This window comes from Kaistella sp. PBT33-4, assembly GCF_029194425.1.
GTDB lineage: Bacteria > Bacteroidota > Bacteroidia > Flavobacteriales > Weeksellaceae > Marnyiella.
In genome coordinates, this window is sequence record NZ_JARFYL010000001.1 from 529114 (window position 1) to 548156 (window position 19043).

Here is a 19043-nt window from a genome sequence, read left to right on the forward strand (position 1 = left end):
TTGAAAAGGTTTTTTATTTCTTTAAAACATTTTTATCTTTGATCAAATCGCAAACTTATGGTCGCAAGCGCTAATTTTCCTTTATACCTGCCGGGTATGAAGAGCAGCAATAATCAGGGAATCAGTATCCTCTCCGCCGATGTGCGTGAAAAGGAAACCGTGGTTGCGCTGTACCGCACCGAGGGTGAGAAGGCTGTTCTGACAGCCGAAAAGACCTATGCAACAGTAGAATTTAATTCATTTTCAGAAATCGTTAATCGCTTTCTGCAGGAAAATGAGCTTTCAGATATTGAGCGGCTGGCCGTTGGAGTGCCGGGACCTGTAATTAATAATCAGGGTATATCTGCCAGGCTCCCGTGGATTCTTGATCACGACGAAATCCGGGAAAGGACAGGAATACGTGATGTTTTCCTTATAAATGACCTGGAGGCCACCGCATATGGGCTGGCTGATCTTTCGCCTTCATGCCTGATGAAAATCTTTAAATCAGACGTACTCACCACCGGAAATGTGGCCATCCTGGCACCGGGAAGCGGTCTCGGTGAAGCGGGACTCTTTTATGACGGTGAATGTTTGAGGCCTTTTGCAACAGAGGGTGGTCATTCAGAATTTTCGCCAAGAACCAATGTTGAGGTCGAATTTTATCAGTTCCTGAACAAGATTTACGGAATAGTCAGCTGGGAGAATGTCCTCAGCAAAAACGGACTCTTCAATATCTACCGATTTTTACGGGATGAAAAAAGACATCCTCAATCTGAAAAACTACTGGAGCGGCTACGAAGTGACAGGGATTTTGCAACGGTACTTTATGAATCGGCCGTGGAAGATAATGAGCAGATTTCAAGAATTGCACTGAATACCTACCTGGAATTCCTGGCCCGCGAGGCCAACAGTCTCGTGCTTAAACTTAAAGCTACCGGTGGCCTGCTGATAGGTGGCGAACTTCCATTGCTGTTTAAGGATTATATTGACAAAGACCGCCTTTACCAGAAATTTATGATCAGCGACAAGATGGAGCGGGTGCTGAAGGACATACCGATCTATATGATCCTAAGTGAAAAAATGGTGCTTACCGGCGGTGCCTATTATGCTGCTTTTTCCAAAGAATAAACTAATCATTATTTAACATAATGAATAAACTTCAATCAAATGGTTGAAGTTTTTTTAATTGTGGACAGTTATCTAACACGGCAAATTTTAAAAAACTTATGATTATAAAGCAGAATTGTTATATTTGTTTATTGATAAAAAAGAAAGAATGAGAAAATTATTTTTACTGACGTTAATGTTATTCAGCGTTCTTGTACTGGCACAAAAAAGAAAATCAAAAGGTTTACAGATTTCCAAAGTTCAGACCTCCGATATCCGGTGGTGGGGTTACAAGGTGGTTAAATCTGAGGCTACCACGCATTCAGGTTTTGTGAAACTGAAAAGCGGAAAATTTATTTTTAAAGACAAATTACTTACTGGCGGTGAGTTTGTTCTGGACATGAGAAGTCTTGCAAATACAGACTTAACGGGTGAAGATCAGGAGAAGCTTACCAATCACCTGAAAAGTTCCGATTTCTTTGATGTAAAAAAACATCCAACCGCTAAATTCATCATTACAAAGATTCTTCCTTCCAAAAATACCGAGTATAATTATTTGGTTTACGGCAATCTAACGCTGAAGGGAACACGCAAAACCATATCATTCCCGGCCAAAATCCGTACAAATGACCGTTTTGTAGAGTTTGAGTCAGCTAAGTTTTCACTTAACCGCCAGGATTATAAAGCGTTTTATAAATCTTCAATCCGCGACTATCTTATTAAGGATCAGATTGATGTTCAGATTAAGCTGACGGCCAATTAAGAAGTCATAAATCTAAGATACCGGAGCAGAATTTTCTGCTCCTTTTTTATTTAAGGATGGAACGTAGCAAACTATATATTGTAAGCGGCCTGGGCGCAGATTTTAAAGTACTGCAGCACCTTCGGTTTCCGGATCATCTGGAAATTGTCTTTCTGGACTGGCTGATACCGGAGGAGGATGAGTCTTTTGACAGTTATGTACAGAGGATGGCTGCCAGGGTGGACGTGTCGGAGCCGTTCTACCTGCTGGGTTACAGTTTCGGGGGAATCCTTGTTCAGGAGATAAACAGGCTGAAACCTGCAAAGCGGGTAGTGATACTGGGAAGCATAAAATCATCTGACGAAAAATCCCGACTGATCCGCTTTGGCAAACTGAGCCGAATACCGCAAAATTTACCAAGGCGTTTTTACAACGGTGGAACCATAAAACTGTATTCATATTTCCGGAAACTGTTCGACAGAAAAAATCCCCGCATCCTTCAGTATTTTACGGTAAGGGACGCTTACTATCTGAAATGGTGTGTGGCAAAAATTGTGGAATGGCAGGCACCGGAGAACCCAGATGTTGTGCAGATTCTGGGAGACAAGGACATCGTTTTCCCATTGAAGAATTCAAAGCCTGATTATGTCATTCGCGGTGGGACGCATTTGTTTCCTGCTACCAGACATAAGGAAGTTTCGCAGATACTTGCTAAGATTTTTGCAGAAAAAAGCTCATTTTCGGAGGAAAATGAGCAAAAACACAAATGATTAAAAAGGTGTTATGCTTTAGTTTGCAGTATAGTGTAAAATTAGGATGATCGTGATTGGTATATTTATATCATTTCGGTTATATGTATCATAATCCATCTTATATTATGGTTTAATACAAGTATATTTGCATATTAATATTACCTGAATGCAGTCAATATCAGTTTTTGAGATTATTAAAGTGGGTATCGGTCCCTCCAGCTCGCACACCATGGGACCGTGGAACGCGGCTGAAAATTTCCTTAAACAAATCCGTATTGATTACAGCCTGACCGATGTGGTCGAGGTTTTTGTTGAGTTCTTTGGCTCCCTGGCGAAGACGGGTATCGGCCATGGTACGGACATCGCCGGCATGCTGGGCCTTTCCGGTGAAGATTATCAGAAAATTGACACCACTTCCATCACCGAAAAGATCGACAGGATCCGTACTGAAGAGCTGCTCCATCTGGGTGGTGAAAAACCGGTTCCTTTTGTGTACGGCAGCCATCTGATCCTGAATATGAAAAAATCTCTTGATTTTCATCCCAACGGAATGATTTTCCGGGCCGTATTTGCCGACGGATCCGAACTCGTACAGGACTATTATTCTGTTGGGGGAGGTTTTATAGCGACCCGCAATGAGAACTCCATGGAAAAGAGCTGCATCCGGACACTGTATCCATGCCACAGCGGCGCGGATGTCCTGAAAAATATTCAGAAACTTGGTCTTAGCCGTGTTTCAGACCTCGTTCTATTAAATGAAGAATCGTGGCGAAGCCGTGAGGAAACAGCGGAAAATGCCCTGTATATCTGGGATCAGATATGCGAATGCATCTATAAGGGGGTGAACAGGGAAGGAGTACTTCCCGGCGGTCTGAAGGTTTCCCGGCGTGCCGCGGCTCTTAACCGTAAGCTGTTGGACGGTCTGCAGTACAGCACCCAGGAGGAATGGCTGAATTATGTAAAAAGTGCTGACGGCAGCTTTACAACGATCAATAAATGGGTCTCCTGTTTTGCTCTGGCTGTAAATGAGGAAAATGCCGGCTTTGGACGTATCATTACCGCACCTACCAACGGCGCCAGTGGCGTTATTCCGGCTGTGCTTATGTATTCGCAGGCTTTCACCAAACACAATACCGAAGAGGATATCATCAGGTTCATCCTGGTGGCAGGGGAAATTGGAACACTGTTTAAAAAAAATGCTACCATATCTGCAGCCATGGGTGGCTGTCAGGCAGAGGTAGGCGTATCTTCGGCGATGGCGGCGGCCGGCCTCACTGAAATCATGGGAGGTACACCGGAACAGGTGCTTATGGCTGCGGAGATTGCCATGGAACATCATCTGGGTTTAACCTGTGATCCTGTTGCCGGCCTGGTACAGATTCCGTGTATAGAGAGAAATTCAATGGGCGCCATAAAGGCCATTACAGCAGCAAATATTGCAATCGAGTCGGATCCTTCCAAAGCCCGGGTTACCCTGGATGAGGTAATTCAGAGTATGTGGGAAACTGCTCAGAGCATGAATGACAGGTTTAAGGAAACCTCAGAGGGCGGATTGGCAATTGCTGTGAATGTGGCAGAGTGTTAGTAAGAGCTATCCAATATAAAAGCAGACCGGTTTACAGTCTGCTTTTCTTTTGATGTTGATAAAATGATTCTATCTAAGCTTTTTAAGATCTGAAAAAACTGCAGAATCCTTACATTTTTCAAACTGAACTTCGTAGCGGGGATTCTTTTCCGGGTACACCAAAAGGTATTGGGGACAGGGCGTTTGCTGTGCCTGGCTTCTGTCGAAGTCCACATGTCCGGCCGTAATGATGCTGTCTTTCAGGAACTGTTCAGTGATGCCCTGAGCACCCATTTGATGACGAAAGGTGTCGGTATATGAAAAATCCTTGGAAAGCGTTTCTGCAATCACACGGCTGTTGGGCAGGTAGCCACTGCAGCTGACACCTTTCTGGTTCAAAATAAAAAATACGACAATAAGTCCGGGTACCAGACCAATCAGGAAGAATTTAAGTTTTCTCAAGTTTAAAACATTAATAAGTTGATATCATGATAGGGAAGACCGAAAAGGTCGCAAATCACCTTTTTGGTATGCCGGCCGCGGTACATATAGAGACTTTGTTTCATTTCATTTTTATGGATGAACATGTTCTCAATCCCTCCTTCCTTATCATAGCTCAGCAGGTAACTCAGGAAAAAATTGGAGATGGCCTTGCTCGTTGTGCGCGGAATCCGGGACGTAAGGTTGGGCAGTCCGCAGTGAATTACGCCGTGTTTTATAAGGTAGGGATCCGCCAGGGTAGTGATCTCGGTAGTTTCCACTACCTTTCCGTAATCCACGGTAACGTCTATAATCACACTGCCTTTCTTCATCTGTAATACCATTTCCTCAGTGACCACCGGCTGCATGCAGGTACGTGGCAGCGCGCCAATAACAACATCTGCACGCCTGACACTTTTTGAAAGTTCTTTCGGATCAATGATGGAAGTGGGCACACGCCCATCAATCATCATATGAAGGCGGCGCAGTTTGGACAGTGAATTATCGAAAACCTTGACACTTGCACCAAGTCCCAGGGCGGCTTTCACAGCGAATTCGCCTACAATGCCGGCTCCAATGACCACCACTTCGGTGGGACGTACGCCGGTAATTCCTCCCAGCATATTACCGTTGGACAGCGCCAGGAGTTCTGAACTGTACAATATAGAAGCCGTTCCGGCTATTTCACCTATAAGCCGGACTAAAGGTAACTGCTTATATTCATCTGAAATAAATTCAAAAGCAATGGCATTAATTTTCTTTTCGGCGAGTTTGCGGAAGTATTCCGGCGAACGCAGATTGATCTGTAATGCAGAAATCAGATGTGCATTGGGCTTCAGCATATCAATCTCGTCCTCTCCGGGCGGGTTTATCTTCAGTACAAGGTCCTGACCGAAGGCTTCTGCGGCATTGTGCGTAATTCGTGCACCGGCTTCCGCATACTGAGCATCAGTAAAAAATGACCCTTTTCCGCTGTCGGACTCAATGATGATCTCGTGCCCGTGATTTACAAGTACCTGAACCGCATCGGGCGTAAGCGTTGTTCGCCGCTCATTAAGTGAAGTCTCCCTGGGTACGCCTATGGTGAATTTGGCCTCCCTTTTCTTTACTTCCAGTTTCTCCTCCACAGGCATCAGTTCCTCCTCCCTGAAGGGAGTAAAAATGTTTCCGCTGCTCATTCTAATTTGCTTGTTTAAAGGTTATTTTGCAACATAATCCCACTGCAAAGATAGGCCTTATTTAAAAATTACCTTCCTGCCCGTATCGCTATTTTCAATTAGCATCTCATGGTAGTGTAAACCGTTAAATTCCGAAGCATAAATTTCCGGCCACTCCACAATACAGAGCCAGGCACGGTCCAGATATTCATCCATACCAATATCATACACTTCATCAACCGATTTCATTCGGTAAAGGTCAAAGTGGAAAATACTGCCTTGAGGAGCAGTATACTCATTTACGATTGCGTAGGTGGGCGATGAAACTTCATCCGTGCTACCCAGTGTCTTGAGGAGAAATTTTGTAAAGGTAGTTTTGCCGGCACCCAGATTTCCTTTCAGCAGAAGGATATTGTGCTCCAGCAACTGTGAAACTTTTTCAGCGACCTGCTGCCATTCCTCCAAATTATTCACGGTCCATTCCATACCAAATATTTAGGTTCAAAAGTAAGGATTTTAAGGGATGTGGTTTATTACTTTAGTCCCGTTATACAAAGTTATTTGCTATTTTTACCGAATGATTTCCAAGCAAACCATCGATAAAATATTCTCCACCATCCGGGTGGAGGAAATTATTGGTGAGTATGTGCAGTTGAAACGGGCCGGTTCAAATTTCAAAGGTCTGAGCCCCTTTCACGACGAAAAATCACCTAGTTTTGTGGTGTCGCCCAGCAAGCAGATCTGGAAGGATTTCTCCTCCGGGAAAGGCGGTACCGCCATCTCTTTCCTGATGGAAATTGAGAATTTTACTTATCCGGAAGCGCTGCGGCACGCCGCCAAAAAGTATGGAATTGAGATTGAGGAAACTGTACAGGAGCAAACTGAAGAGCAGAAAGCGGCGCAAACCGAAAGGGACCTCCTCTATAAGATCCATGAGGTAGCCAATTCTTTTTTTCAGGAACAGCTTTATGAAACTGAGGAGGGGAGAAATGTTGGTTTGAGCTATTTCCGGGAACGTGAACTGCGTGAATCCATTGTAAAGAAATTCCAGCTGGGGTATTCGCCCGAGCAAAAAAACGCGTTCACCGAATACGCACTTCAGAAAGGATATTCAAAAAAAATACTTGAAAGTTCCGGCTTATCGATATTCCCCGATAATTCGCCTGCCGGCCTAGACCGTTTCCGCGAACGCGTGATTTTTCCTATCCACAGCTTTTCGGGCAGGGTTCTGGGGTTTGGCGCCAGACTTCTGAAAAGCAATGTAAAAACCGCCAAGTACCTCAATTCGCCGGAAACTGAGATATATCATAAATCGGCGGTGCTTTACGGCCTCAATCACAGTAAGCAGGCTATTTCCAGGCAGAATCTCTGTCTTCTTGTGGAAGGTTATATGGACGTAATTGCCATGCACCAGGCGGGGATTGAGAACGTGGTATCAAGCTCGGGAACTGCGCTAACGACCGCACAGATTAAACTGATAAAAAGGCTTACCGAAAACGTTACGATTTTATTTGACGGTGATGCTGCGGGCATAAAAGCCAGCTTCCGGAGTATTGACCTGCTGCTTGCCGAGGGAATGAACATCCGCGTTCTTCTGTTTCCGGATGGGGATGATCCGGACAGTTTTGCCCGTAAACATCCTCAGGAATATGTGGAGGAATTCATTCGGAAAGAAGCCAATGATTTCATTGCTTTCAAATCGGATATACTGCTCAAGGATGCTGGAACGGATCCAATAAAGAAAGCCGAGGCGATTCGTGATATTGTAAAGTCTGTATCATTTGTTACCAACGCACTGAAGCAGGAAGTTTACCTGAAGGAAATTTCCGCTAAGTTTGGTTTGAGTGAGCAAAGCCTGTTCAATGAACTGGGTCTTCAGAAGCAGGTAAGTCAGCCGCAGTTCAAAGCTGAACCTGCCAAAGCTGAACCCAGAATGGAGTTGGTGCCGGAGCAGGCTGCCAATGTCAATCCACTGCTGATCCTGGAAGAAAAACTGGTTGAACTTATGCTTAAATATGGCGATCAGGTGCTGCAGCGAAGCACAGAAGCCGGTGAAAAGTATGAAATTACCGTCATTGAAGAAGTAATGGACCATCTGTCTGAGGACGGCTATGAAATTCAGTCGGAGATTAACCGGAAGATCGTTCAGGAGATTGCCGATGGTATCTCCCAAAATGAGCTGCGGTCCGGTAAATTTTTCTTTGGTCTGATGGATGAGGAACTTACGGGTCATGTGGCAGATGCACTTTTCGAACCGTACGAGAACAGCGACTGGAGTAAGCACAACATTTATTTCAGCCAGGAAGAAGAGGTGGTACCCAAACTGGTAAAAGATGTGATGATAAGGCATAAGAGGGAATATGTGGTACACCTGATACGGGAAATCAAGGATTCGCTGTCTGACGGAGGCGACCATACGGAAGATTATATGAAAATTGTAAAACTGAACGAGCTCCGCAAGGAAATGGATGTGGAACTGTACCGGATATTGTGACAGTTTGGCTATATTTATGCAGGGTATGATTTTTGAAAAATCCTGTACCGCGGCCTTCGTGCCGCAGCACTTTAACAAAACAAAAATTGAATATGGACATTAAAAAAGATTTCAGGGATTTCTCTGTAAAACATTTAGGCAACAGTGGTTTGGCAACCGATCAGTATATGGGCATGTTTGGTCCTACCAACCTTACGCCGTACATTATGGAAGAAAGACGTCTGAACGTAGCTCAGATGGACGTTTTCTCCCGACTGATGATGGACAGGATTATTTTTCTGGGTACCGGCATAGACGACCAGGTGGCGAACATCGTGACGGCGCAGCTTCTTTTCCTGGAAAGCTCGGATGCATCCAAAGACATACAGATCTACATCAACTCTCCTGGCGGCAGTGTTTACGCCGGTCTGGGTATTTATGACACCATGCAGATCATAAAACCGGATGTGGCCACTATCTGTACGGGCATGGCTGCAAGTATGGGCGCCGTACTTCTTGTAGCGGGTGAGAAGGGTAAGAGATCTGCCCTAAAGCATTCAAGAGTGATGATTCACCAGCCAAGTGGCGGCGCACAGGGAGTTGCCTCCGATATGGAGATTAACCTTCGTGAAATGCTGAAACTTAAGAAAGAACTGTACGACATTATCTCCGAGCATTCCGGGCAGACGTACGAATGGGTGGAAAAAGCCTCGGACCGTGATTACTGGATGACGAGTACTGAAGCTAAAGAATTCGGTATGGTAGATGAGGTATTGATGAGAAAATCAGAGGTATAAATTATCTCAGATTGAAAAAAAATCCGTTTCAGCGATTGAAACGGATTTTTTATTGTGATTTTAAGGGCAGTTAGGAATTGAATCCCTCTATTATTTTGGCGAAATCGTCCATTTTCAATGCCGCACCTCCGATCAGTCCCCCGTCTATATCGGGTTGGGAGAAGATTTCCTTGGCGTTATCCGGTTTTACTGATCCACCATAAAGAATGGATATTTCATCAGCAACCTCCTGACCGTATTTTGCGGCAATGAGACTTCTGATGTGGGCATGGATTTCCTGGGCCTGTTCCGGGCTGGCTGTTTCACCTGTACCGATGGCCCACACAGGTTCGTAGGCGATCACTACTTTCTTAAGCTCTTCAGCGCTAAGAGTGAACAGTGCCTCTTCGGTTTGGTTTTTCACGACCTCCAGATGCTGTCCTGCTTTCCTTTGGTCCAGTGTTTCTCCATTACAGTAAATTGGCGTTAGACCCATATCCAAGGCTCTTTTAACCTTCTTATTGCAGGCTGCATCTGTTTCGCCATGGTACTGTCTGCGTTCCGAATGTCCTACCAAAGTACCTGTAGCCTCGATGGACTCCAGCATGCCTGCTGAAATTTCACCTGTGTATGCGCCGCTCTCATGTTCACTCATGTCCTGTGCAAATACACCGATTTCGTTGTTCTCATACAGGTCTCTGGCCATCATAAGATACAGGGATGGGGGAGCGATCCAAACCTCGCAGTTGGCAGCGTTATTTTTTTTATATTCCAGTAACTGAAACATAAGCTGCTGTGCTTCAATTACATTCTTGTTCATTTTCCAGTTACCTGCTACAATGTTTTTTCTCATGGTCAGTTTTATTTTTCTTAAGAATTCCAATGGGTTTTCAGGAGACTGTAGAACTGGTGCTCCTTTTCACTTACTGCATCATCAGCCTTTATCAGAGACTTTGCAAATTCCTTGAAGTTCTCCCGCTCTTCAGGAGTGGAATCATCCAGGAAACATTTTGCGTGAAATTCAAAATGCCCTTTCCATTCTTCAGGTCTTAAGGAGGCTATAATGTCCAGTTCATCATCAAGATTCATACGGAAAGGAAATTCCTCTGCCAAGTACTCCTGAATTTTCAGGCCTTCTTCCGGAGAGAATTCATTATCTACCGCAGACAGTATCATCAGCAGGTGATAGCCGGCTATTGATTTATTTGACTTTTGCATTTTATACATATTTCGTTTATTTTTTTTACTGTTCAGATTAATCTTTAACATAGTCCCGGGCCGATTTCTTATCTGTAATTTTTCCTCTGTTCAGAATCAGTACCGATGGATTGCTTCGCGCAATGGTCTTGATCGCTGTACCGTCCATCAGTGCGTTTGGAATCCCATTGAATGTTGTCGGCGCGGTTGATACACCCAGGATTAAGGTTCCCGCCTGTTCGTTGGCTTTTGACTCTGCCTTTGCGATAATGTCCGGATCAGCCTGTCCCGGGTGATAGGAAAAAATCAGTATTGCCCGCGGAGCTTCCAAAACCCGTGCCGTAAGGTCATTCCCGTTTACGTCTTCAATCCGGAACTTGGCTATTTCTGATGAATAACCTTCCTTCACCAGTTTAGACTGGGTTTTATCTTCCTGAATTTTCCACGTCGAGCCCGGCTCCCAATATCTGCGGTCGGAAATGTACTGACCGTCATCAACCTCCTTTATTTCTGAAGTTTGGGTGTTCAGCAGGGTGTAATATGTTTTGTAAACGGACGGATCTTCATCTATCTTCTTTTTCTCTTCGTTAAGGTCGGTGCCAATACTGTAGTCACGGAAGTCTACCAGTGGTTCGTGCGCAATTCCCCAATAGATGATGAAAATCATTGCCAGTGCCGCTAAAGTAAACATGATTTTTTTCGGTAAACCAGTATGTTCGGATTCGTTCAGCTCATTTCGGTACAGGAACCAAAGTGCCAGCAAGGCCGCAAGCAGGGCGATATCCTTCCAGAAACTTTGCCAGGGCAGCATCTTAAGGGCCTCGCCAAAGCATCCGCAATCGGTAACGACATTGAAATAGGCAGAATAAAATGTCAGAAAACCAAAAAATACGCAGAGAGCGATCAGTGCTGCGAGTGTAAATTTAAGCCTTGTCTTGAGCAAAAGCATGAAACCTAAGACAAGTTCCAGCACGACAACGATAACAGCAAGCGGCAAAGCCTGCTTCTCCATGAAGGGCATGTTAAAAACTGCAGGCGAAAAATACTCTTCCAGTTTAAAAGAGAATCCAACAACATCCACCGCCTTCACAAAGCCTGAGATCAGGAAAATCAGGGCAACTATGACGCGTAAAATGTGCTTTAAGTATTTCATTTTATGACCGTTTATCGTGTTTTGGACTCTGCACCGCCCGTCTGCTCCTCCAGTCTGATTAGGGCGAATACAGCGTAGTTCAGCATATCGTAGTAATTGGCATCAAGACCTTCCGAGACCAGGGTTTGTCCGCCGTTATCCTCAATCTGTTTGGTGCGCAGCACTTTCTGGTAAATAAGGTCAGTAATGGAGGAGATCCGCATCTCCCGCCAGGCCTCGCCATAGTCATGGTTTTTTTTCTCCATCAGCTGAAGGGCACGATCAGTGAAGTGATCATAGAGTGCAAGTATTTCAGCAGCCTCTTCGTCCAGGGTATCTGTGACCCCTTTTTCCAGTTGGATCAGTCCGATCACGGCATAATTTACAATGGCAACAAAATTTTCCTCCTGAGTTTCACCTACTTTGGAAAGTCCGCTGGTTTGGAAGTTCCTGAGGTTTTTTACCTTGATAAAAATCTGGTCCGTTAGAGACGGTGTCCTGAGCACGCGGAATGAAGGCCCATAATCACCAAGCTTCTTAATGAAGAGACTTCTGCAGGATTGGATAACGGAACTGAACTGTTGTGAGGTTTTTACCATTTTTTTCTAAACTCCTCAAAGATACAAAATTGCTTTCAGCTGGCTGAATTGCGCATTTAGTTTTTTACTTTTGCGCTATGAATACTGTACTTCCAGCCATACCGCACAGCCTGAACTGCCGGGGTAAACTTATTGACCTGTCCCGCCCGCTGATTATGGGAATCCTCAATATGACACCGGACTCATTTTCGGATGGCGGAAAGTTCAACAGTGAGAAATCAGCACTGATGCATGCGGAAAAAATGATGGTAGAGGGCGCATCAATCATTGATATAGGACCACAGTCCACCAGACCTAATGCGGAGTACCTGACCGCACACGAAGAAATACGCCGGCTGGGCAAAATTATCGCGCTTATCAAATCTGAATTCCCGGAATTGCTGATCTCCCTGGATACCTTCTATTCCGAAACCGTGAAGTTTGGATTTGATGAAGGTATCGATATTGTTAATGATATCTCTGCCGGACAGTTTGACGGTAAGATGATAGATGCTGTGGTGGATACAGGCCTTCCTTATGTGCTTATGCATGTGAATCCAGATTATAAAGATATGCATCAAAAGATAAAGTATGACGACATTACCTGCAGTGTAAACCGTTTTCTGCTGGATAAAGCCGCTGAACTTCTAAAAAAGGGAGTTAAGGACATCATAGTCGATCCCGGCTTCGGCTTCGGTAAGACGGTTGAGGATCAATACAGATTGCTTAACGAAACCCAGTTTATCGGCCTCGGAAAATTCCCGGTTCTTATAGGAATATCAAGAAAATCATTTATTTACACACATCTTGGTAAGGGACCAAACGACGTGACTGCCGAAACTCAGCAGCTGCACCGGAAAGTGCTGGAAAAGGGCGCCAGTATCCTCCGCGTCCATGATGTGGCGGCTACCAAAGAGACGCTGGAGCAGTGGCAGAATCACTAATTGAGCCCTGACAGTTTATCGGCGTATTCCTGCGCAAATTTCTCGCGGTCAGCAGTCAGTTTTTCCATACTGTCGGGCAGGATATAGCTGAAAAGTACTTTTTCCTCATCATCCAGAAAAATAAGTTCTTTCTCTTCACCATCAACCATTTGGGAAAAAATTTCCCACATTGGAGTATCGCGCAGCTTCAGCATTTCAAAAAAACCGGAAGCTTTGATATGTACAGTCTTCATTGTGCAAAAATAGCTATTTCAGGATATCTGTCCAATCGCTGAACTAGAAACCAAGAAGTTTGAATTTGAGCTGGACCGCGAAATTATCTGAAAATTTGGACGTGTTGTAGTAACCTACCCTGTAGAAAAGTCCCAGATTGAAATAGCTGGATAGGAAATTGTTCCATTCCAGGCCAACCTCCTGATAAAGATGATCCAGTTTCTGAAATTCAAACTGATGAAATTGCGGATCCTTCATATTTCCGATGACACTTCGGTGGATAATATCAAAACTGGAGGAATTCTGCCCGATACTTTTAAAATACCACGGAATGCGGTGGGTGAAATACTGACCAATAAATTTATCATTAAAATACTGTCCGCCTTTCATCGTAGAAAAGCCAAGATAAGAGGTGAGGTTAAATTTGAAATTACTGCTGCCCGCTAACCCGTTCATAGTAAAATGGTGCCATATCGGGGCATCGCCCAGTAATATTCCGCCGTAAATCCGGATTCCTGTGACCCCCCAGCGGTTCTTAAAATTATGGTTGAAAAGCATATCCAGTTTTCCGTAGGAGAAATCGCCGCCTGCAGCCTGAAATGCCTGTTCATAGTTGAAGAAAAATTCAGGATACTTTTTTTCTGTGGTAAATTTACCCTGTGGTGTCATGATGTTTTTGGAGAAAGGCGAAAACTTGAGTGAAACTAGTGCGGAGGAATTTTGGAATTCATTGCCCATTGCGCGGTAGCTGTAGGGAAAAGCAGATTCCTCGGATTGCCGCCTTAAGGCGAGTTTCATACTTACTGAATTCGTGAGATCATAATCATAAGACAGTTTGGCGCCTTCAAACAGATAGAAACGGTCATTGTTAATCGCAATTCCGGCATTGTTAAGCTTCATACGGAAATCCCAAAAGTTCTCGCTGAAACGGCCCGCGGCCATAACATCATTATAGTATTCTGCGCGGAGCACTGAAGTTCTTTCCAGCGAGGTGTTTACATCCAGGCCAAGTCCATATTTTATTCTGCGGTCTTTAAATCCGTACGCAATATAAGCGTCCGGTGAAAAATAAGGATTAAATTTCTCATTCAACTTTGCCGCTGCTCCCAGCCGGATTCCTTCGTATAAATTGTATCCTATGAGTCTTCCCAGGTCAAAATCAACCTGCCGGTACCGGAATTTCCCGCGTGTAAGTGCTGCCAGCTGACCGGCACGGCGGTCTATATTGTATTTCTGTCCCAGGCTGTCTATTACGACATAGGTATTCTGTTCGCGTGATGAAAGAGGCTCCTGCCGGTACTTTTGAAGCAGGCTACCGTCGGCATTTTTCACAGAAAAGGTATAACCCCGGAAATCAGAGGCACGGTCTTCTGTGGGTGACTGATGGTCAAAGTAGGTGGACGTTACAAAACCATAGGTCCTGAAGTTGTCGGGAGTCTTATCTTTCTCCTGAGCCTCATTACCGTCTTTCTTACTGTCTTTGGCATCGGGCTCCATGTTCATGGTCGTCAGCTTCATCTTCAGGTTTTCTGACTGCAGAAACCATTTTCCATAGATGAGTTTCCAGATGCTGGTGATGGTGCCATCGCTTTTTATTTTGCTGTTACTTTCAATCTTTTTGAGGCCATAAGTAGCCGCGTCTACATAAAGGTAGCCATTGAATTTGCGCCGCTGCACGGGCTGTCGGTAAGTCACTTCCCGAAAACTTATTACGTAGTTCTTTCGTCCCTCGATGTCTATGGAGTCGGTAAGGAAGTATCTGTAGAGATTACGGTTTTCTTCCCGGATTTCCTTCGGCATCCTGCTGCGGTTACTTTGGATGGCCATCATTTCATAAAGTGGCTCATTAAGTCCGGCAATTCGGTTATCCAGCACGTTAATCTTCTCGCCATATTTTTTTCTGTAAAGAAATTCCTGGGCACGTTCCCAAAGGAAAAGTTTACTGTTGGCAAATACTTCCTTTACAGTTACCGCAGTGTCCTCCGGCTGCTGTTTTGTCATGGAGAAACGGTCCATCATCTTCATCATACTGTTCAGTGACTGATTGTAGTACTGCAGGCTGTCTTCGTCTATATCAACTGAGATTTTTTCATAGGACTTATAGCTGTAGGAGTCCAGGCTGGAAGGCATGTTGTCGGCATAACGCTCGTTAACCAGCTTTAAGATGGCCAGGGCCCTGGGATCACTTTTATCGGTGATTACTACCTCTTCAATTGATTTGGTATTGGGATCGGTTTTGGACAGTGCCGCCTGCATCACCTTATCCACTACCGCATTGTCGCGGTCGTAGCCCGGGGCTGAAATATCTACCTGGCGGCATTTGGTGCGGAAGCTAAGTTCGCCTTCAGCATTTGTGTATCCCAGGATTTGGCCATTACATGAAACTGCGGCCCGGCTTACCGGAGTACCGGTGCCTGTTTCTGTAATAATGATTTTAGATTGTGCCAGGCTTAAGCAGGGAAGTAAACACAGGATTAAAAGTAAATAATTCTTCATCTGATATTGTTCGGTTTCGGTTACAAGTTTAAGGATTAAAAAAAATAACAAATTCCGCAAAAATCCGTTATGAGTATTTTTAATACCTGTTATGAAAAAAATCCTCCCGGTGCTACTGCTTGCCTGTTTCAGCAAGGGCTTGCAGGCACAGAAATGTTATGATCTCAACGCGCTTTTGTCGGCAAAAATACATCCGGTTTATGAAAAGCATCTGCAGGCATCCAGGAAATTTAATATCAAGGTTCTGAAAGATACCAAAACACTTACCAAATACCGGCAAAACGGAAAATTAAGTCCTGTGAAATCTCTTGGAAAAGGATACAGGATCCAAACTTTGAGTCACAGCAAGCCCGTCTTGGTTCCGGAAGCCAAAGCAGCCCTCCGTGAAATTGCTAAAAAATTCAGCGCAAGCAGTAACGGAAGCACGCTTACCCTCACCTCCATGACCCGTACGCTGGAGGACCAGTGCCGACTTAGAAAGGTGAATCCTAATGCGAGTGTGGGCCTGAGTTCACATAATTACGGCAATTCTTTCGATATTTCTTATGTACGTTTCAACGACCGCCTGGCAGTAAACAGCAGGTTGGACAGAATACTGGAAAATGTACTCAGGGATTTTGAGAAATCTGGCAAAATTTACTTCATTAAGGAAAAGCAGCAAAGCTGCTATCATATCACTGTACGAGCCTAAAGTCAAATTGAAAATTCCCGGCAGTTACCGGGAATTTTGCTGTTCTTATATCTTATAGTGCCAAAGCTTTTTCGTAGGCACGGTGCAGACCAGTGATGTCCTTGCCCCCCGCAGTAGCAAAACCGGGGTTTCCGCCGCCGCCGCCCTGGATTTCCCTGGCCAAATCTTTCACGATGTTTCCTGCGTGGTATTTTCCTTCCAGACCCTGCGAAACTCCCACTGTGATCATTGGTTTTTCACCCGCATCGGAGATGATTACAATTACGGCATCTGCAACGTCTTTTTTAAGCTGGAATACAATGTCTTTCACAGTGGCAGCCTCCAGAGAAACCTTTTTCACGAGCAGTTTCTTATCACCGGCTTCCTTAAAATCGTTCTTCCAGTTTGCTGTTTCACCCTTGGCTTTTTCCTTTTTATAGTTTTCGGCTTCAGATTTTAGACCAGCATTTTCCTCCAGCAACTTCTCTACGGCTTTCGTCAGGTCTTTGGTTTTCAGCAAAGCGGATATCTGCTTCACCTGAATTTCCAGGTTACGGAAATATTCCGCCGACCTGTCGCCGGAAATGGCTTCAATTCTCCTGATGCCGGCAGCGGTAGAACTTTCGCTCTGTATCTTAAAATGACCGATCTCACTGGTGTTGCGCACATGCGTACCGCCGCAAAGTTCCCTGGAGGTCCCAAACTTAATCATGCGTACACTGTCGCCATATTTTTCGCCAAAAAGAGCCATTGCTCCTTTTTCCATAGCTTCAGCGATGGGAATGTCGCGGAATTCTTCCAGGCTGATATTCTCCTTAATTTTGGCGTTCACTTTCTCTTCCACAAGTGTGATTTCCTCTTCACTCATTTTAGAGAAGTGGGAAAAATCGAAACGAAGATAGTCCGGACCAACAAAAGAGCCTTTCTGTTCCACATGTGTACCCAAAACCTCGCGCAAGGCCTCGTGCAGAAGGTGGGTTACGGAGTGGTTGGCCTGGGTGTTCTTTCTTTCGGAAGTATTAACCCTGGCATAAAATACAGCCCCGGCGTCTTTTGGCAAATCTTTGATTAATGAAACAATGAGATTATTTTCCTTTTTTGTCTCAAGTACTTCTATAATGTCAGCGCAGTTATTTACCTCCGTAAGGCTAGGATTTGAAATGTCGAATCCTTCAGTATAGCTGGGTATCAGGATTCCTTTGTCGCCTACCTGGCCACCACCTTCAGGATAAAATGGCGATTTTGCCAGGACGATCTGGTAAAATTCGCCGTCTTTGTTTTCAACTTTACGGTAGCGGGTGATGTATGTTTCGGTTTCAGTAAGGTCATAGCCTACGAAGGTTTCCTGTTTTTCCTCCAGAATCACCCAGTCGTGTACTTTCTGAGCCGACGATTTACGCGAGCGCTGTTTCTGTTTGGCCATTTCCTCATCAAATCCGGGTTCATCCACAGTGAGGCCTTTTTCTTCAGCGATGATGCGCGAAAGGTCGGCCGGGAAGCCATACGTGTCGTAAAGTTCAAATACCTCCGCGCCGGGAAGCGTTTTTTCATTTCTGCTGAGTGTCTCAGCAATGATGAGGTCTATTCGCTTAAGTCCGTGTTCAATGGTCTTAAGAAAAGAAGTTTCCTCTTCACGGATTACTTCGGTCACCAGTTTTTCCTGTTTCTGCATTTCCGGGAAAAACGTACCCATCTCGTTTTTCAGCACCGCAACAAGCTGATACAGGAACGGCTCCTTCATGCCTAAAAAACGATAGGAGTAGGAGATCGCCCGTCTTAATATTCTGCGTATCACGTAGCCGGCTCCGCCGTTGGAAGGCAGCTGTCCGTCCGCAATTGCAAAGGAAACTGCACGGATGTGATCAACAAGTACGCGTATGGCAATGTCCTTTTCATCCTCCAGGATGCCGGTGTATTTTTTTCCTGAAACTTCTTCTACTTTAGCGATAAGCGGAGTGAAAACGTCGGTATCGTAGTTGGATTTTTTGCCCTGTAATGCCATGCAAAGCCTTTCGAAACCCATTCCGGTGTCCACGTGCTGAGCCGGTAATTTTTCCAGACTGCCATCAGCTTTGCGGTTAAATTCCATGAATACCAGGTTCCAGATCTCCACCACCTGAGGATGGTCGTTGTTTACTAGATCGAGGGCGTTAACTGCAGCTTTTTCCTCTTCACTTCTTAGATCAACGTGGATTTCGGAGCATGGACCGCAGGGACCGCTTTCGCCCATTTCCCAAAAGTTGTCCTTTTTATTTCCGTTGATGATGCGGCTTTCGTCAATATGGGCTTTCCAGAAATTGTAGGCATCCTGGTCGCGGTCCAGATTTTCGGTGGTGTCGCCCTCAAAAATGGTGACGTACAGGTTTTCTTTAGGAATTTTATACACCTCTGTAAGCAGTTCCCAGGCATAGTCAATTGCTTCTTTCTTGAAATAATCACCGAAAGACCAGTTACCCAGCATCTCGAACATCGTATGGTGGTAGGTGTCACGACCAACATCGTCCAGGTCATTGTGTTTACCTGAAACACGCAGACATTTTTGGGTGTCGGCAATTCGAGGAGCCTTAGGTTCCTTATAGCCCAGGAAGTAATCCTTGAACTGGGTCATACCCGAGTTGGAGAACATTAAGGTAGGATCGTCTTTCAGGACGATGGGTGCTGAAGGTACGATAAGGTGGCCTTTGGCATTAAAGAAATCTAAGAACTGCTGGCGGATCTGTTGTGAAGTCATAGTTTAGGATTTATGCTGAAAGCCACGGGCTTCATGGCATTTTTATAAG

General features: G+C 44.9%; 18 protein-coding genes. 8 read left to right on the forward strand and 10 right to left on the reverse strand.

Annotation, left to right across the window (positions count from 1 at the left end):
• The first annotated feature begins 96 nt into the window (after positions 1 to 96).
• From P0M11_RS02480 to P0M11_RS02495, 4 genes are all read left to right on the forward strand, one after another.
• The gene (locus P0M11_RS02480; protein ID WP_275624298.1) at positions 97 to 1110 is read left to right on the forward strand and encodes a glucokinase; all 1014 of its coding nucleotides are present in this window, start codon (positions 97 to 99) and stop codon (positions 1108 to 1110) included.
• A 148-nt stretch (positions 1111 to 1258) separates the two neighbouring features.
• Positions 1259 to 1852: a YceI family protein gene (locus P0M11_RS02485; protein ID WP_275624299.1), complete on the forward strand. Its 594-nt coding sequence runs from the start codon at positions 1259 to 1261 to the stop codon at positions 1850 to 1852.
• A gap of 56 nt (positions 1853 to 1908) precedes the next feature.
• Positions 1909 to 2601, forward strand: coding sequence for an alpha/beta hydrolase (locus P0M11_RS02490; protein ID WP_275624300.1), 693 nt, complete (start codon positions 1909 to 1911; stop codon positions 2599 to 2601).
• A gap of 148 nt (positions 2602 to 2749) precedes the next feature.
• Positions 2750 to 4168, forward strand: coding sequence for an L-serine ammonia-lyase (locus P0M11_RS02495; protein WP_275624301.1), 1419 nt, complete (start codon positions 2750 to 2752; stop codon positions 4166 to 4168).
• Positions 4169 to 4237: 69 nt separating this feature from the next.
• Here the strand turns inward: P0M11_RS02495 and P0M11_RS02500 are convergent, their stop codons facing one another.
• Genes P0M11_RS02500 through tsaE form a run of 3 tightly spaced genes read right to left on the reverse strand, consistent with a single transcriptional unit; the run spans position 4238 to position 6270 of the window.
• Positions 4238 to 4609, reverse strand: coding sequence for a hypothetical protein (locus tag P0M11_RS02500; RefSeq protein WP_275624302.1), 372 nt, complete (start codon positions 4607 to 4609; stop codon positions 4238 to 4240).
• Between the two features lie 2 nt (positions 4610 to 4611).
• On the reverse strand, positions 4612 to 5805 hold the full coding sequence (locus P0M11_RS02505) for an alanine dehydrogenase (protein ID WP_275624303.1): 1194 nt from the start codon (positions 5803 to 5805) through the stop codon (positions 4612 to 4614).
• A gap of 57 nt (positions 5806 to 5862) precedes the next feature.
• Positions 5863 to 6270 (reverse strand): tRNA (adenosine(37)-N6)-threonylcarbamoyltransferase complex ATPase subunit type 1 TsaE, encoded by a 408-nt coding sequence (tsaE, locus tag P0M11_RS02510; protein ID WP_275624304.1) that lies wholly within the window; start codon positions 6268 to 6270, stop codon positions 5863 to 5865.
• Between the two features lie 91 nt (positions 6271 to 6361).
• Here tsaE and dnaG point away from each other — a divergent pair, with 91 nt between their 5' ends.
• Both dnaG and clpP read left to right on the forward strand, forming a co-directional pair.
• On the forward strand, positions 6362 to 8278 hold the full coding sequence (gene dnaG / locus P0M11_RS02515) for a DNA primase (protein ID WP_275624305.1): 1917 nt from the start codon (positions 6362 to 6364) through the stop codon (positions 8276 to 8278).
• A gap of 92 nt (positions 8279 to 8370) precedes the next feature.
• Positions 8371 to 9054 (forward strand): ATP-dependent Clp endopeptidase proteolytic subunit ClpP, encoded by a 684-nt coding sequence (clpP, locus tag P0M11_RS02520; RefSeq protein ID WP_275624306.1) that lies wholly within the window; start codon positions 8371 to 8373, stop codon positions 9052 to 9054.
• A 70-nt stretch (positions 9055 to 9124) separates the two neighbouring features.
• Here the strand turns inward: clpP and tpiA are convergent, their stop codons facing one another.
• Genes tpiA through P0M11_RS02540 form a run of 4 tightly spaced genes read right to left on the reverse strand, consistent with a single transcriptional unit; the run spans position 9125 to position 11961 of the window.
• Positions 9125 to 9886 carry a triose-phosphate isomerase gene (tpiA, locus tag P0M11_RS02525; protein WP_275624307.1) on the reverse strand — a complete coding sequence of 254 codons (762 nt, stop codon included), beginning with the start codon at positions 9884 to 9886 and terminating at the stop codon, positions 9125 to 9127.
• A gap of 17 nt (positions 9887 to 9903) precedes the next feature.
• The gene (locus tag P0M11_RS02530; RefSeq protein ID WP_158064522.1) at positions 9904 to 10251 is read right to left on the reverse strand and encodes a TerB family tellurite resistance protein; all 348 of its coding nucleotides are present in this window, start codon (positions 10249 to 10251) and stop codon (positions 9904 to 9906) included.
• A 37-nt stretch (positions 10252 to 10288) separates the two neighbouring features.
• Entirely contained in the window at positions 10289 to 11383 is a 1095-nt protein-coding gene (locus tag P0M11_RS02535; RefSeq protein ID WP_275624308.1) for a BT_3928 family protein, read from the reverse strand.
• A gap of 11 nt (positions 11384 to 11394) precedes the next feature.
• Positions 11395 to 11961, reverse strand: a complete 567-nt coding sequence (locus P0M11_RS02540) for a DUF1599 domain-containing protein (protein WP_275624309.1) — start codon at positions 11959 to 11961, stop codon at positions 11395 to 11397.
• A gap of 77 nt (positions 11962 to 12038) precedes the next feature.
• On the opposite strand from P0M11_RS02540, the gene folP reads away from it, so the two are divergent.
• The gene (folP, locus tag P0M11_RS02545) at positions 12039 to 12884 is read left to right on the forward strand and encodes a dihydropteroate synthase (RefSeq protein ID WP_275624310.1); all 846 of its coding nucleotides are present in this window, start codon (positions 12039 to 12041) and stop codon (positions 12882 to 12884) included.
• Here the strand turns inward: folP and P0M11_RS02550 are convergent.
• Both P0M11_RS02550 and P0M11_RS02555 read right to left on the reverse strand, forming a co-directional pair.
• Entirely contained in the window at positions 12881 to 13117 is a 237-nt protein-coding gene (locus P0M11_RS02550; protein WP_275624311.1) for a hypothetical protein, read from the reverse strand. The genes folP and P0M11_RS02550 overlap by 4 nt on opposite strands.
• Positions 13118 to 13160: 43 nt before the next feature.
• Positions 13161 to 15593 (reverse strand): DUF5686 family protein, encoded by a 2433-nt coding sequence (locus P0M11_RS02555; protein WP_275624312.1) that lies wholly within the window; start codon positions 15591 to 15593, stop codon positions 13161 to 13163.
• 91 nt (positions 15594 to 15684) lie between these two features.
• Here P0M11_RS02555 and P0M11_RS02560 point away from each other — a divergent pair, with 91 nt between their 5' ends.
• Complete coding sequence (locus tag P0M11_RS02560) at positions 15685 to 16284, forward strand: DUF5715 family protein (RefSeq protein WP_275624313.1); 600 nt, start codon at positions 15685 to 15687, stop codon at positions 16282 to 16284.
• Positions 16285 to 16336: 52 nt separating this feature from the next.
• On the opposite strand, the gene alaS is transcribed toward P0M11_RS02560, so the two are convergent.
• The gene (gene alaS / locus P0M11_RS02565; RefSeq protein ID WP_275624314.1) at positions 16337 to 18994 is read right to left on the reverse strand and encodes an alanine--tRNA ligase; all 2658 of its coding nucleotides are present in this window, start codon (positions 18992 to 18994) and stop codon (positions 16337 to 16339) included.
• Between the last annotated feature and the right edge of the window lie 49 nt (positions 18995 to 19043).

What these genes read in the sequence shown, in the direction of transcription:
- P0M11_RS02490 (WP_275624300.1), top strand. Translation starts at nt 1,909, where the DNA reads ATGGAACGTAGCAAACTATATATTGTAAGCGGCCTGGGCGCAGATTTT.
- tsaE (WP_275624304.1), bottom strand. Translation starts at nt 6,270, where the DNA reads ATGGAATGGACCGTGAATAATTTGGAGGAATGGCAGCAGGTCGCTGAA.
- P0M11_RS02555 (WP_275624312.1), bottom strand. Translation starts at nt 15,593, where the DNA reads ATGAAGAATTATTTACTTTTAATCCTGTGTTTACTTCCCTGCTTAAGC.
- P0M11_RS02495 (WP_275624301.1), top strand. Translation starts at nt 2,750, where the DNA reads ATGCAGTCAATATCAGTTTTTGAGATTATTAAAGTGGGTATCGGTCCC.
- P0M11_RS02535 (WP_275624308.1), bottom strand. Translation starts at nt 11,383, where the DNA reads ATGAAATACTTAAAGCACATTTTACGCGTCATAGTTGCCCTGATTTTC.
- P0M11_RS02560 (WP_275624313.1), top strand. Translation starts at nt 15,685, where the DNA reads ATGAAAAAAATCCTCCCGGTGCTACTGCTTGCCTGTTTCAGCAAGGGC.
- clpP (WP_275624306.1), top strand. Translation starts at nt 8,371, where the DNA reads ATGGACATTAAAAAAGATTTCAGGGATTTCTCTGTAAAACATTTAGGC.
- P0M11_RS02480 (WP_275624298.1), top strand. Translation starts at nt 97, where the DNA reads ATGAAGAGCAGCAATAATCAGGGAATCAGTATCCTCTCCGCCGATGTG.
- dnaG (WP_275624305.1), top strand. Translation starts at nt 6,362, where the DNA reads ATGATTTCCAAGCAAACCATCGATAAAATATTCTCCACCATCCGGGTG.
- P0M11_RS02550 (WP_275624311.1), bottom strand. Translation starts at nt 13,117, where the DNA reads ATGAAGACTGTACATATCAAAGCTTCCGGTTTTTTTGAAATGCTGAAG.
- P0M11_RS02530 (WP_158064522.1), bottom strand. Translation starts at nt 10,251, where the DNA reads ATGCAAAAGTCAAATAAATCAATAGCCGGCTATCACCTGCTGATGATA.
- P0M11_RS02485 (WP_275624299.1), top strand. Translation starts at nt 1,259, where the DNA reads ATGAGAAAATTATTTTTACTGACGTTAATGTTATTCAGCGTTCTTGTA.
- tpiA (WP_275624307.1), bottom strand. Translation starts at nt 9,886, where the DNA reads ATGAGAAAAAACATTGTAGCAGGTAACTGGAAAATGAACAAGAATGTA.
- folP (WP_275624310.1), top strand. Translation starts at nt 12,039, where the DNA reads ATGAATACTGTACTTCCAGCCATACCGCACAGCCTGAACTGCCGGGGT.
- P0M11_RS02505 (WP_275624303.1), bottom strand. Translation starts at nt 5,805, where the DNA reads ATGAGCAGCGGAAACATTTTTACTCCCTTCAGGGAGGAGGAACTGATG.
- alaS (WP_275624314.1), bottom strand. Translation starts at nt 18,994, where the DNA reads ATGACTTCACAACAGATCCGCCAGCAGTTCTTAGATTTCTTTAATGCC.
- P0M11_RS02540 (WP_275624309.1), bottom strand. Translation starts at nt 11,961, where the DNA reads ATGGTAAAAACCTCACAACAGTTCAGTTCCGTTATCCAATCCTGCAGA.